Source organism: Bifidobacterium ramosum (genome assembly GCF_009299505.1).
In the GTDB taxonomy this organism is placed as follows: domain Bacteria; phylum Actinomycetota; class Actinomycetes; order Actinomycetales; family Bifidobacteriaceae; genus Bifidobacterium; species Bifidobacterium ramosum.
In genome coordinates, this window is the sequence record NZ_WBSM01000010.1 from 17,403 (window position 1) to 32,095 (window position 14,693).

The following is a 14,693-nucleotide window of genomic DNA, read 5'->3' on the forward strand; positions in this document are numbered from 1 at the left end:
CCAAGGCTTCCGATCGCCCGACATCCGAACAAGGACTGGTAATAAGGACTTTTCATGGCACAACGCAACACCTACCGCGAGGATGAGGAACTCGAGGAGACCATCAACCTCCACGACATCCTGCGCGTCGGCAAATATCTCAAACCCTATCTTCCACAGGTGGTCCGCATCCTCGTCGTCGTCATCTCGATGAGCTGCATCGTCGTCACCGTACCGTACCTGACCAAGATCATGATCGACGACGCGATCCCGAACGAGGACCTCGCCAAGCTCGGCCTGCTCGCGGCCGGCCTGTTCTGCCTGATCGTGATCTACGAGCTCGCGCTGCGCTACCGCACGGTGTCGATCACGCGCGTCGGCCAGCTCATGCTCAAGGACATGCGCCGCGACCTGTTCACGCACATCCAGACCCTGCCGTTCAGCTACTTCGACTCGCGTCCGCACGGCAAGATCCTGATCCGCGTGGTCAACTACGTGAACACGCTGTCCGATACGCTCTCGTCCGGCCTGATCAGCGTGTTCGCGGACGTGTTCACGTTCTTCGTGACACTCATCGTGATGTTCGCAATCGACTGGCGGCTCGCGTTGTGGAGCCTGCTGCTGTTTCCTGTGCTCATCATCTGGGTGCGCGCCCTGCAGTACTTCCAGCGCAAGGCCTACCAGAAGCTGTCCAACAAGCAAAGCAACCTCAACGCGTTCATCCACGAGTCGATCGCCGGCGTGAAGACGACGCAGACGTTCGCGCGCGAGCGGAAACAGTTTGAGATCTTCCAGCAGCAGCAGGACGACGTGCGCACCGCGTGGATGCACGCCAAGCACATCGAATTCCTCATGTGGCCGGGCGTGCAGACCATCTCCGTGATGACCATCGCGTTCATCTACTTCGTGGGCATCACCGGCTTCGGCGGCGTGAACGTGACCACCGGCATGCTGATCGCATTCGTCGGCTACGCGAACAACTTCTGGAACCCGGTCATCAACATCGGCAACTTCTATAATCAGCTCGTCACCTGCTCGGCGTACCTCGAGCGCATCTTCGAAACGCTCGACGTGCGCCCCGAGATCGCGAACAAGCCGAACGCGGCTGACCTGCCGCAGATTCGCGGCAAGGTCGACTTCAACGACGTGGTGTTCCGCTACGAGGACGACGGGCGCAACATCCTGAACCTCGTGGACTTCCACGTCGAGCCGGGGCAGACGATCGCGCTGGTCGGCCCGACCGGCGCGGGCAAGACCACGATCGTGAGCCTGCTGTCGCGCTTCTACGACGTGTCGGAAGGATCGGTGACGATCGACGGGTACGACGTGCGCGACGTGACGCTCGAATCGCTGCGCCGGCAGATGGGCGTGATGCTGCAGGACACGTTCATCTTCTCGGGCAACGTGCGCGAGAACATCCGGTATGGGCGACTCGACGCGACCGATGAAGAGATTGAGGCGGCGGCGAAGGCCGTGCACGCGCACGAGTTCATCATGGAGCTGCCCGACGGGTACGACACGGTGGTGGAGGAGCGCGGTTCGACCCTGTCGGCCGGTCAGCGCCAGTTGATCGCGTTCGCGCGCGTGCTGCTCGCCGACCCGCGCATCCTGATTTTGGACGAGGCGACGTCGAACATCGACACGCGCACCGAGGAGGCGCTGCAGGCGGGCCTGCAGCATCTGCTCAAGGGGCGCACGAGCTTCATCATCGCGCACCGCCTGTCGACGATCGAGAATGCGGACGAGATCTTCTACATCGACCACGGGCAGATCGTGGAGCATGGCTCGCATGCGGAGTTGCTCGCCAAGAAGGGCGCGTACTACCGGCTGTACGAGTCGCAGTACGCGATGATCCGCGTGGCGACGGGCGCCGACTCGGCGGCTGGTGCTGCGGAGCGGTAGCGCCCGGCGATGGGCGTTGATGGGCGGAGTGGCCTTGGCGGGGCTGCTCCGCCCATTGTTTTTTGATGGGGAGGGGATGGCCTTTTCTTGAAACTGAGAGGCAGTTTTTCGGATGTGGAGCGGTCTTTCTGCAAACTGAGAGGCAGGTTTCTGGCGCAAGGCGTCTGTGCCGTTCCTCAATTCCTTGGGGTTTCGAGGTTGTGGAGCGGGTGTCAAGGGTGGTTGCGCCAGAAACCTGCCTCTCAGTTTGCAGAAAGACCCCTGCATGATGCGAAATCTGCCTCTCAGTTTGCGAAAAGCCGGCTGATGGGATGTGTGCGGGCGTGTGCATGCAGCTGCAGCTGGCATAATGGCATACACAACGCACCACCACAACCGAGGGATTCCTCATGACCATCATCGTTAACGATAATCTTCAGCAGTTTCATCTGACCAATGGGCGGATCAGCATGATCCTGCGTGCGGTTGACGGCAAGCTTGTCAACCTGTACACCGGCGCGGCGGTGCCTGACGCGGGGCTGGGCGATGCGGTCGGCGCCAATGCGGCCAGCGCTGCCGCCGTGGTCACCACCGGCGATTCCACCGATTTCGGCTACCTCATCGACGACCACTTCCGCGTGCAGTCCGCCACCGAGCGTGACGAGGACGGCCAGCGCTTCCCCGAGCACCAGCGCTTCGAATACCCGGAATTCGGCCACGGCGACTACCGCCACCCGGCCATCGAGGCGGTGCAGCCCAATGGCTCGCGCATCACCGACCTGCGCTTCGCCGGCTACCGGGTCACGCCCGGCAAGCCCGCGCTGCCCGGCCTGCCGGCCACGTTCCCCGAGGCCCGCGACGGCAAGATCGTTCACGATTCCCCGGCGGCCGAGACGCTGTCCATCGACCTCGCCGACGAGCTTACCAGCCTGACCGTGACGCTCCACTACACGCTGTTCCGCGACGAGGCGGTCATCGCCCGCTCCGCCAGCATCGCCAATCGCGGCACCGAGCCGCTTACCCTCACCCGCGCGGCCAGCTTCAACCTCGACCTGCCGGACGCGGACTACGACATGATCGAATTCACCGGCGCGTGGGCGCGCGAGCGTGAGCCGCACCGCCAGCCGCTGCATGCCGGAATCCAGCAGATCGAATCCCTGCGCGGCGCGTCCGGCCCGTACTTCAGCCCGGCCGCCGTGTTCGCCCGCCCCGCCACCACCGAGGACGCCGGCGAGGCGTTCGGCCTGACCTTCGTGTATTCCGGCAACTTCGACCTGCACGCCGAGGTCGACACCTACGGCGCCACTCGTCTGCAGCTGGGCATCAACCCGTTCGGCTTCGCGTGGCGACTCGAACCCGGCGAATCGTTCCAGACCCCGGAGGCGCTGCTCGGCTACACCGCCCACGGCCTGAACGCGCTGAGCCAGACCTTCCACCGCATCGTGCTCGACCACCTGCAGCGCCCGGCGTGGGCCCGCCGCGAGCGGCCGGTGCTCATCAACAACTGGGAGGCCACGTACTTCGACTTCACCGAAGACCAGCTGCTCGACCTCGCGAGGCTCGCCAAGCATGCCGGCATCGAGCTGTTCGTGCTCGACGACGGCTGGTTCGGCGCCCGCACCTCCGACCGCTCCGGCCTCGGCGACTGGACCGCCAACCCCGACCGCCTGCCCGAGGGTATCGCCGGCATCGCGCGCAAGATCAATGAGATCGGCATGCAGTTCGGCCTGTGGTTCGAACCGGAAATGGTCAACAAGGACTCTGACCTGTACCGTGCCCACCCCGAGTGGGTCATCGCCACGCCGGGCCGCAGCCAGTCCGTGTACCGCCACCAGTACGTGCTCGACTTCGCCAACCCGGCCGTGGTCGACAACATTTACGCGCAGATGCACGCGATCCTGTCGACCGCGAACGTCGCCTACATCAAGTGGGACATGAACCGCTTCATCACCGAGGCGTTCGACGCGACGCGCGGCGCCGAGCGACAGGGCGAGCTCATGCACCGCTACATCCTCGGCGTGTACGCGTTGTACGAGCGCCTGTTCGCCGCGTTCCCCGACCTCATCATCGAGGGCTGTGCGTCGGGCGGCAGCCGCTTCGACTACGGCATTCTCGCGTACTCGCCGCAGGCGTGGACGAGCGACGACACCGACGCGGTCGAGCGCATGTCGATCCAGTACGGCACGAGCTTCTTCTTCCCGGTCGCCACGATGGGCGCGCACGTCTCGATCACGCCGAATCATCAGACCGGCCGCAACGAGCCGCTCGCGACTCGTGCGAACGTCGCCATGTTCGGCACGTTCGGCTACGAGATGGACCTGACCTCGACCTCACCCGAGGACTTGGCCGAGATCGCCGATCAGGTCGCGTTCTTCAAGGAACACGCGCCGCTGCTGCACAACGGTGACTTATACCGGCTCGTCGCCCCGTACGATCATCGCCGCATGGCGTGGATGAGCGTGGCCGCGGACCGCGCGCATGCGATCGTCGGCGACTATGTGATCCTCGGTGTGCCGAACAAGCCGAAGTCGCGGCTGCGGCTGCGCGGTCTGGACGAGACCGCGCGCTATCGCGTCGTGTCCACGGACGGACGGTTCGACGCGGTGCGTTCCGGCGGCGAGCTGATGCGCATCGGCATCGACGACACCGACCTCGGTCCGGACTTCGCCTCGCGTGTCTATCTGCTCGACCGCGTGTGATCTGCGCGTGTGATTTGCGCGACTGCAACAACGGCCGTATCTGGGTCCCCGTCCCAGGATGATGACTCAGATACGGCCGTTGTCGTCCGATCGCTGACTGTAACCGAGTCCGTAGGCCATGACATGGATTCGGTGACGGCCGGTCTATGGGGCGGCGGAAGGAACAAAGCCTACCGTGTGGATTCGCGCACGACGAGTCGCGAGATGGCGGTCAGATCGCGCGCGGGGGAGTCGTCCCCGTTGATGCGCGCGATGAGCGCGTCGACGGCCTGCCGGGCGTAGTCCTCGAAGTCCATGGCGACGGTGGTGAGCTCCGGCACGCAGAATTCGCCTTCCTCGACCCCGTCGAAGCCGGTGACCATCACGTCGTCGGGGATGCGCAGCCCGCAGTCGGCCAGTCCGCGGATCACGCCGAGCGCCGATTCGTCGTTGATGCACACCACGCCGTCGAATTCGAGCCCCGAGCGCACGGTGTCGATGATCGCCTGGCGTGCGGTGCGCCGCGTCCACGGTTGATCGGGGACGAACTGCCATGGCTCGGGCGTGATGCCGTTGCGCAGCAGTGCTCGCTGGAATCCGGCCGCACGTTGCCATTTGCTGTCGGTGGCGCCTTTGATGTCGTCGAAGTCGGCGTAGTCCGCGCAGTAGAACAGCAGTCGTTTGCATCCGCGCGACAGCAGGTACGAGGTGGCGGTGAAGATGCCCTGTTCGCAGGCGACGAGCATGGTGTCATAGTCGTGCGTCGCGTCGATCGGGCTGAGCATGACGGCCGGTTTGCCGTTGAGCCGTGTCTGGATCTCCTTGACGGTGAGTTTGGACGGGCTGAAGATCACGCCGTCGCAGACCGAGCTGACGATGTTCTGTAGGATCGCGATTTCGTTGGTGCTTTCGTAGAGCGTCTGCTGGATGATCGTCTGGTAGCCGCGGCTGTTCGCATATGATGAGATCGCGTCGGCGAGCTGCGTCGAGTAGGGGTTGTGGATGTCCTGCAGGACGAGGCCGATCGCGTTGGTCTTGCCGGATCGCAGCGTGCGTGCGGAGACGTTGATGGAATAGTTGAGCCGTTGCGCCGCGCGCATGACTTTGTCCCGGGTCGGCTGGGAGATGCTGGGGTCGTTGTGCAGCGCATAGGACACGGTGGCCTGGGAGACCCCTGCCTCCCTGGCGATGTCTCGCATGGTGACCATGGTGGATCCACACTCCTTGTGTATGCGCATGCCGTGATGACCGGTTTCGGTCTCGCCGCTCGAGAGCCGAGGCGTCACGATCGGCTATCCAGTATAGTCGCCGTTCAGCTGAAACGCATCAATACATTTCGACACGCCGGACGATCCGTGTAATTTAACCGAATCAGTAACAATCTTCCGCGTGTCTTGTTTCCGACGTTTGACAAGCGATGATGAATGGCGTTATCTTGTTGATTGTCACCAACTGATACGTATCAGTAAGCACTGATGCGGAAGCGGTAGGAGATTGCGCCCGGCATGGCTGCCGAACGCATGGAGGAGCGATTTGAAACAACAGGAGGTTTCAATGAAGTCTGGAATGAAGAAGATCGTGACCGCGGGCATCGCCGCGCTGGCGTCGATGACCATGGTCGGCTCGCTCGCCGCGTGCGGTTCCGACACCGCCGCCAGCAAGGACCTCGTCCTGACCATCTGGGGTGGCGACATCGACAAGACCACGATGCAGCAGCGTCTGGATCTCGCCAAGAAGAAGTACCCGAACATCAACGTCAAGCTGCAGTACATCGCCAAGGACTACGACACCAAGATCCAGACGATGTTCTCCGGCGGCACCGCCCCGGATATCCTCGAGATCGCCGAGAACGTGAACGCCTACTCCACCCGCGGCCAGCTCGCCGACCTCACCTCGTCCTTCCCGGACGCCAAGACCGAATTCGGCGAGGCCAACGTGAACGCCTACTCCTACGACGGCAAGATGTACGCCGCGCCGGACCGCTCCGCCCCGGGCGTCGTCTACTACAACAAGGACATCTTCGACGCCGCCGGCGTCGAGTACCCGTCCGAGAACTGGGATTGGGACACCTTCCTGGCCAACACCCAGAAGCTCGTGAAGAAGGACGGCGACAAGGTCACCCAGTGGGCCTACTGCGAAGGCGACTGGTGGGCGTGGTACATGACCTGGATGTACCAGAACGGCGGCAAGCTCATCGACGACAACGGCAAGGCCACCGTCAACTCCGAGGCCAACGTCGAGGCCATGCAGTTCTACCAGGACCTCATGTACAAGTACGAGGTGATGCCGAAGCCGGAGCAGATCACCGACACCGGCGCCGACCCGCTGTTCCACCAGGGCAAGCTGGCCATGGAGGTCACCGGCTTCTGGAACATCTCCGCCCTGCAGGACGTCGACTTCAACTGGGGCATCGCCCCGATGTGGCACGGCAAGGACACCGCCGTCCCGATGTTCTCCAACGCGCTCGCCGTCTCCTCGCAGTCCAAGCACAAGGATGACGCCATCAAGATCGTCCAGTTCCTGACCTCCAAGGAAGGCCAGGAGCCGATCGCCGAGAACGCCCTCGACGTGCCCGCCAATCTCGAGGCGGCCGCCGACAAGTCCTTCACCAACGCCAAGTGGAACAAGAACGGCCTCGACCTGAGCGTGTTCTCCAAGTCCCAGTCCATGACCTACGCCCCGCCGTTCATCCCGCAGTGGAACCAGCTGACCCAGGCCATCTCCGACGGTATGTCGCAGACCTGGAACGGCAAGCAGACCGTCAAGGAAGGCCTTGACAAGGCCCAGAAGACGGTCGAAGCGGCCCTGAGCGAGTAATCGCCTCGAGTCTCACAGGGCGTGCGGCCGACCGTGCCGGCCAGAAGAGCCGGACGGCACGGGCCGCCGCCCGCCCCGCCCTTCCGGTTGACGCCGGAACGGCGCCATCACATCGAACATGTCGAGTATTTCGAGTCAAAGGTCATTCTCATGAGTGCAGTCACCAAAGCCGCCAAGCCGCGCAAGGAGCGCCGGGGTTTGACGCGCAAGACGCGTGAGGCCATCGCCTTCTACGCATGCGTCTCGCCGTGGATCTTCGGTTTCGTGGTGTTCACCGCGATCCCGATGGTCGCCTCCCTGTATCTTTCGTTCACCGACTGGGATTCGTTCCAGTCCCCGAACTTCGTCGGATTCGCCAACTACGTCAAGGCGTTCACCAAGGATCCGCTGTTCTGGAAGGTGTTGGGCCACACGTTCTACTACGCGTGCGTGTCCGTGCCGCTGTCGCTGCTGATCGCCCTGTACTTGTCCAACCTGCTGTCGAACAACTTCCGCGGCAAGCGCGCGTTCCGTACGATCATCTACCTGCCGTCGCTGGTGCCGCTCGTGTCGGCCGGCCTGATCTTCAAGTGGCTGCTCAAGCCGGAGGACGGCCCGATCAACGCGTTCCTGTCGATCTTCGGCATCAAGGGACCCGCTTGGCTGCTCGACACCCATTGGGTCATCCCCGCGATCATCCTGCTGTCGCTGTGGCAGGTGGGCGGCGGCACGATCCTGCTGATCTCCGCGATCAACGGTGTGCCCAAGGAACTGTACGAGGCCGCTGAAATCGACGGCGCCGGTCATTACCGCATGTTCTGGAACATCACGTTCCCGATGATCACCCCGATCCTGTTCTTCAACCTCGTGACCGGCATCATCGGCGCGTTCCAGGTCTTCGATCAGGTCTACATCCTGACCGAGGGCGGCCCGGACAACGCCAGCCAGATGATGGTGCCCTACATTTACACCACCGCGTTCAAGAACTTCCAGATGGGCTACGCCTCCGCACTGGCGTGGATCCTGTTCGTCATCATCATGATCATTTCCGCTCTGGTGCTGCGTTCGTCGAGCGCTTGGGTGTTCTACGAGTCCGAGGTGAAGAAGTGAATAACAACTACAAGACCCCGGGTGCGAAAGCCCGCCGTTACGCCATCCTGACCGTCGTCTCGGCGATCCTGTGCGCGCCGCTGGTGTTCGTCGTGTCGATCGCCCTGTCGAGCGACGCGACCACGAACGCGATGAGCTTCTCGTTCTTCCCGACCGAATGGCATTGGGAGAACTTCATCCGCGTGTTCGACTCCGGACTGCCGATCGGCCGTTTCATCATCAACTCGTTGTGCATCGTGCTGCCGGCCTGCCTGTTCATGACCCTGTCCAGCGCGCTGGTTTCCTACGGCTTCGCCCGTCTGCGCGCCCCCGGCAAGGACATCCTGTTCATCATCGTCCTGTCCACGATGATGATCCCGGGCCAGGTGCTCATGATCCCGCAGTTCATCCTGTTCCGCACCCTCGGCTGGGTCAACACGCTGCTGCCGCTGGTCATCCCGAACCTGTTCGCCAACGCGTACAACGTGTTCCTCATGCGTCAGTTCATCACCCGCATCCCGACCGAGCTGGACGAGGCCGCCGAGCTGGACGGCCTGGGCTACTTCGGCATCTTCACGCGCATCATCCTGCCGATGATGACGCCGGTGCTCGCCGCGGTGTGCGTGTTCACGTTCTCCGCCAACTGGGGCAACTTCTTCGGCCCGCTCCTCTACATCAACGACGAGGAGAAGATGCCGCTCGCCCTCGGTCTGCAGGTGCTCTCCGCGCAGAGCTCCGGTGCGCAGACCCCGCCGTGGAACATGATCATGGTCGGCTCGCTGATCCTGATCATCCCGGTGCTCATCGTCTACTACTTCTCCCAGAAGTACATCTACGAGAGCGGCCTGGGCGTCGGCTCCGCCGGCATCAAGTAAGGCGACGATCCCGCTGCAACATGGCCTCGCATGGTTTTCCTTTCCTGCCGTGCGAGGCCATCGCCATATCTGCACATATCCGCTCGCATCTGCTCATATCCACCTGCATCCGCTCATGCCTGAGCGAGAAAGATCAATCATGAACGAATCCATCCGTCTTGATCACAACCGCATCGTCATCGACGGCAAGCCGCGCGTGCTGCTGTGCGCCTCGCTGTTCCCGTTCCGCGTGCCGCGCGGCCAGTGGCGGCAGCGGCTCGACGCCGTTCGCCGGCTCGGCTACCACGCCATCGACGTGTACATCCCGTGGAACTTCCACGAAACCGCGCCCGGCGTCTGGAACTTCTCCGGCCGGCATAACATCGAGGAGTTCCTGCGCATGACCCACGAGGCCGGCCTCTACGCGATGGTGCGCCCCGGCCCGTACATCTGCTCCGAATGGGACGGCGGCGCGATCCCCGCATGGGTCGCCACCGATCCGAAGCGTGGCGGCGGCGAGTCGCTGCGGCAGAACGATCCCGCGTTCCTCGACGCCGTGCGCGGCTGGTATGACCGCATCCTGCCGATCATCGTGCGCCAGCAGTACGGCCACGGCGGCCCGATCATCGCCGTGCAGGCCGACAACGAACTCGACTTCTTCGCCTGCCGCGATCCGCACGGCTACATCGGCGCGCTCGCCGACATGATGCGCGAGGCCGGCGTCGACGTGCCGATCGTCGCGTGCGCCGGTCAGGGCGACATGGAACGCGCGTTCGGCGGGGCGGCGGGCGTCACACCCGCGGTGAACCTGTACGGCGACGACGACGGGCTCGACATGGACGAACACATCCGCTACTACCGCGAGGCGGCCGACCGGTACGACGTGCCGCTGATCGTGACCGAAACGAACCGCTGGCACCGTACGCTGCGGCGCATGGTCGGCGCGGGCGCGCGGTTCGTCGGCCCGTTCCTGCAGGTCTCGGGATGGGACTTCGACTTCACGCCGTCCGTGAACAACTGGGGTCGGCTGGAGTCGTACATGACGCACGACTACGATTTCGGCGGCGTGATCGACCCGGCCGGGCAGGAGCGTGCGGATGCGGACGACGCGCGGCGGCTGAGCGCGATCATCGGCGCGCTGGGGGAGCGGCTGGCGGCGGCTGAGCCGGCCGTGTCGCAGCATGTGGATGCGTATCGGGTGCCGGCGGACTGGTGTGTGGATGGTGTCGATGCCGTTGCTGGTGTTGCTGCTGGTGCTGGTGTCGCCGTCGCCGACGGTCTGGGCGTCGGCGTGCTTGATCTGGCGGGCGGCGGTCAGCTGGTGACGTTGACCAACGTGTCGCGGGACACGCTGGCGGTGCAGCAGGCGTCGGCCGTGGCCGGTGAACATCATGTGTCGGTGCCCGGCGTGACGGTGCCGGCCGGTGCGGGCGTGATGATCGTTCGTGATCTTCCTGTGGACGATCGGCTGACGTTGTGCGCAACCAGTGCGGAATTGACCGGATTGTGTGCAAACGGTGACGATGATAAGCCTGTGGTGATCGAATTGTCCGCGCCGACCATGCGCGAGGGGGCCGTGTGGGCGGTGTTCGCCGTCGGCGACGACACGGCGATCACCGTCGCCAGCCAGAGCGGCGACGTGACGACCGCCATCGGCGACGGTGCGCTGACTGTCTCCGGCGCCGAAGGCGTCATCGTATTCACCACATGCCATAGCGAACGCACGTACCGTGTCGTCATCGGTCAGCCCGTCAAGCAGTACGCGCCGACCAGCGCGCCGGTCACGACCGTCACCGACGTCGACGCCAACGCAACGCAGCCCGCATGGTCGCCGATCGACCCGTCCGTCAACGATGGCCGCGCATTGCCGATGGAAGACGTCGGCGTGTATGCGGGTGCCATGCGGTATGAGGCCACGCTTGATACCGCAACCTATGGTGCTGTGACCGGCGTGGTCCTGCGCGACGCTGCCGACACGATCAGCGTGCAGTACCGCGATCGTGACCTTCACGGCAACGTTACCGACGATCATGATGCGCACGATATCGACACCAATGATCATGGCGTTCGCGAACTCTTCACACCATGGCGGGCCAGTGGCGGCGGAGCGCTGTATGTTCCGTTCGTTCCTGATCATTTCCGCGCACATCCGGGCGAAACCGTCGATTCGACCACTCCGGCTGCATCCGCATACGATCCGACCGAGGCTGCATCGCACGTGCTGACCGTCACCGCCCGCATCTGGGGCCACTGCAACTTCGACGACAGCCGACTGCCGTCGTTGCGTCTGACCGCCAAACGCGGCATCACCGGCGCGCTCGCCGTGACGGACGCGCACGACCTCGGCTCCGGATGGATCGCCGGCTACGATCCGGCCGATCCCGACTATGAGCGGTCGCTGCGGGCTGACGGTCTGACGATCGGCACCGAGCCGAGTCCGCGCGGTGGCCTCGGCTGGTCGACCACCGTCTGGCCGCATCGTCTGGCGTACGTGCAGACGCTGCATGTCGGCGATACCGCGGCGGCGCTGCATGTCGTCGGCGGTCAGGCGCGGCTCGACGTGCGGCTCAACGGTCGGCCGGTTGGCTCGATCACTCCGCTGCAGCCGACTCTATGGCTCGGCGACGTGCACGACGGCGACGAACTCACCGTCATCGCATGGCAGATGTGGGGCGAGGACACCGGCCGTGCGACCCTGCTCACCGGCCACGAAATCACCGGCTGGCGCATGGCCTCGCAAGGCTTGCCCGAGCTGCGCGTCGCGGCCGACGGCGTGTTCGACGTGACGTTGTGCGGGACCGGTGAAGCGGGCGAATCGGTACCGTCCATTGATGATCACAACCGATCATTGGTGAGGGATTCGTCGGCATCCGACGAGTCCGGTGTACATACCGTGAAGATGCCGCTGACCGTCGCGCCGGGCGACGGCGTGTGGCTGCGCGTGCCGGCTGCCACGCTCGCCGATGCCGTGCGCTCGATGAACACGGTCGTGCGGTTCGACGGCGACGGCCTGCAGCTGACCGCGTTCACCGACGACATGTGCCTGGGGCGCGTCGTGCTCGGCGGACTTCCCGGTACCACGTTCGGCGGCGGTCGCGGCGACCTGTTCCTTGTGCCCGAGGAGTCGGCCGGCGATCTGCGCCTCTATGCCGAAGCCACGCGCGACACCGCCGGCACCCTCAACGCCATCACCCTCGGCGGCCCCGTCGACCTCGCCTAACCCCGAGCGGCGCCTACCCCTCACGCGTCCCCATACACTGTGCGTGGCGGGCTCCCGTGCGTGGCGGAAATGTCTCGCTGGCAGGCCTGCCAGCGAGACATTTCCGCCACGCACCTCGGCTCCCCTCAGTGAGGGGAGCCGTCAACGAAAGCTGACTGAGGGGAGCACACCCAGCCACTTCCTTCCCGTGGCGGTTTTCGCTCGCTGACGGTCCCGTCAGCGAGCGAAAACCGCCACGACCACACTCATAGAAAGACCATCCCATGAAAACTCCCATCGATCTCGCCGATCCATACGGCTACCTGCTCGTCCACTTCATCGAAGACCCCGAGCATTACGCCGAACGCATCTATCTCGACCTGTCCGAAGGCGACAACCCCGAACGCTGGCATCCGCTGAACGGCGGCAATCCGATCCTCACGTCGAACCTCGGCACCAAAGGCGTGCGAGACCCGTACCTCGTGCGCAATCCCGAAACCGGTCGCGTGTACATCATCGCCACCGATCTGCAGGTGTTCGCGGGCGGCGGCGGATCCGACGGTGGCAGCGACTGGTATGCGTTTTCGCATCACGGCAGCACGAATCTCATCATCTGGTACTCCGACGATCTGGTCCACTGGAGCGAGCCGCATACGCTCGACGTCTCGCGTCGCGCTGACGATACGCACGCCCAGCTTGGCATGGCATGGGCGCCGGAAGCGCTGTGGGTCCCGGATTACTATCCGGAAGGTTCGGAGGCCGAGCACAACGGCAGTCGCGGCGCGTTCGTGCTGTACTGGTCGAGCAAGCTGTTCGCCGACGACAACGTCGAGCACAAGGACGATGCTGTCTATGATCGCGTGCTGTGGGGTGCGACGAGCGACTTCACCAACGACACGTACGAATACGGCGGCCTGTTCATCGACCTCGGCCGCGACACGATCGACACGACGATGATCCAGCGCGTGCTGCCGGACGGCATGATCCGCACGTACCGTGCGACCAAGGACAATGGCCCGCAGACCGCCAACATCTGGCTCGATTCCACCGATGCGAAGCGTTGGTGGGAGCCGGGAACCGAGTGGCACGTCATCCAGCAGAACATCGGCGTCGACTGGACGCCCGACCATCACGCCGGCGGCGTGGAAGGGCCGGCGCTGTTCGCCTCGCATTCCGATGATCGTGTGTATCTGTACGTGGATGTGATTCCGTCGATCGGCTACCGTCCGATGGTGTCGGCCGATCCGGACCGCGGGTTCGACTACCTGCGTTCCGATGATTTTTACATGCGGCCGCACACCAAGCACGGCGGCGTGATGTCCCTCACCCGCGCCGAATACGACCGCATCAAGGCCGCCGACGGCACCATCGGCTAACGCTATTCCTCCGTCTCACACCCCCCCACGTCACGCCTCCCCTCCAACGGACATACAGCCGATTCATACGGCGAAAACGGCTGTATGTCCGTTGGAGGGAGAGGTGGGAGAGATGGAAGGGAGCAGGCGGGAGGGGCACCTTTTTTCAGTTGTTCCTCCGCGGACAATTCGTCTCTCCTCAACGGACATACAGCCGATTTGGGAGGCGGAATCGGCTGCATGTCCGTTGAAGTTAGTGGGCGTAACCTTTTGTGGCTGTTCTTCGGTGATGATCCGTCTCTCCTCAACGGACTTACAGCCGATTTGCATGGTGAAATCGGCTGTAAGTACGTTGAAGGGAGGGGAGACAGAGGTGGTCTTCCCCTTTACGGCCGTTGCTCCGTGAGTAATCCATCTCCCCTTAACGGACATACAGCCGATTCGGGCGGAAAATCGGCTGTATGCCCGCAGGGGGAGCGTGGGACATTACTGTGGAACGGTCATCAGGAAGAGAGCGTCAATCTTTGCGGACTTACAGCCGATTTCACCGTCCGAATCGGCTGTATGTCCGTTAGAGAGGTGGGGCCGTGCAGAGGAGTGGAACGCAGAGGGCATGGTGTTTGCTTGAAGCCGTTCCTTCAAGAATGATTCGTTTCTCTTAACGGACATACAGCCGATTTTCCTGCCTCAAGCGGCTGTATGTCCGTTACAAGGGGAACGTAAGACAGGTTTCAGCGATCCCACGTCCGGCATACGCGACTCCGCAACGATCATCCGCCAAGTCCACTCGGTCAACGATTCGTCCACCCATGCCACCGTGTCGGCCGGCGTACGGTAGGCATCGTACGCAACGATATCTGGC

8 protein-coding genes are annotated in these 14,693 nt (G+C 63.6%); 7 read left to right on the forward strand and 1 reads right to left on the reverse strand.

The features are described 5' to 3' along the window. Window positions 1-54 precede the first annotated feature (54 nt). Together DSM100688_RS09035 and DSM100688_RS09040 are read left to right on the forward strand one after the other, a co-directional pair. Window positions 55-1,881 (forward strand): ABC transporter ATP-binding protein, encoded by a 1,827-nt coding sequence (locus tag DSM100688_RS09035; protein WP_152358773.1) that lies wholly within the window; start codon window positions 55-57, stop codon window positions 1,879-1,881. Between the two features lie 389 nt (window positions 1,882-2,270). Then, window positions 2,271-4,559 (forward strand): alpha-galactosidase, encoded by a 2,289-nt coding sequence (locus tag DSM100688_RS09040; protein WP_152358774.1) that lies wholly within the window; start codon window positions 2,271-2,273, stop codon window positions 4,557-4,559. Between the two features lie 170 nt (window positions 4,560-4,729). Here the strand turns inward: DSM100688_RS09040 and DSM100688_RS09045 are convergent, their stop codons facing one another. After that, on the reverse strand, window positions 4,730-5,746 hold the full coding sequence (locus tag DSM100688_RS09045; RefSeq protein WP_163146873.1) for a LacI family DNA-binding transcriptional regulator: 1,017 nt from the start codon (window positions 5,744-5,746) through the stop codon (window positions 4,730-4,732). A 346-nt stretch (window positions 5,747-6,092) separates the two neighbouring features. Here DSM100688_RS09045 and DSM100688_RS09050 point away from each other — a divergent pair, with 346 nt between their 5' ends. From DSM100688_RS09050 to DSM100688_RS09070, 5 genes are all read left to right on the forward strand, one after another. Then, window positions 6,093-7,355 carry an ABC transporter substrate-binding protein gene (locus DSM100688_RS09050; protein ID WP_152358776.1) on the forward strand — a complete coding sequence of 421 codons (1,263 nt, stop codon included), beginning with the start codon at window positions 6,093-6,095 and terminating at the stop codon, window positions 7,353-7,355. 150 nt (window positions 7,356-7,505) lie between these two features. Further along, complete coding sequence (locus tag DSM100688_RS09055) at window positions 7,506-8,444, forward strand: carbohydrate ABC transporter permease (RefSeq protein WP_152358777.1); 939 nt, start codon at window positions 7,506-7,508, stop codon at window positions 8,442-8,444. After that, a complete protein-coding gene (locus DSM100688_RS09060) occupies window positions 8,441-9,298 on the forward strand; it encodes a carbohydrate ABC transporter permease (protein WP_204316680.1) in 858 nt (285 codons plus the stop codon). Before DSM100688_RS09055 ends, DSM100688_RS09060 begins: the two co-directional genes overlap by 4 nt. Window positions 9,299-9,437: 139 nt before the next feature. After that, window positions 9,438-12,497 carry a beta-galactosidase gene (locus DSM100688_RS09065; protein WP_163146874.1) on the forward strand — a complete coding sequence of 1,020 codons (3,060 nt, stop codon included), beginning with the start codon at window positions 9,438-9,440 and terminating at the stop codon, window positions 12,495-12,497. Window positions 12,498-12,760: 263 nt separating this feature from the next. Then, a complete protein-coding gene (locus tag DSM100688_RS09070; protein ID WP_152358779.1) occupies window positions 12,761-13,852 on the forward strand; it encodes a glycoside hydrolase family 43 protein in 1,092 nt (363 codons plus the stop codon). Window positions 13,853-14,693: the final 841 nt, after the last annotated feature.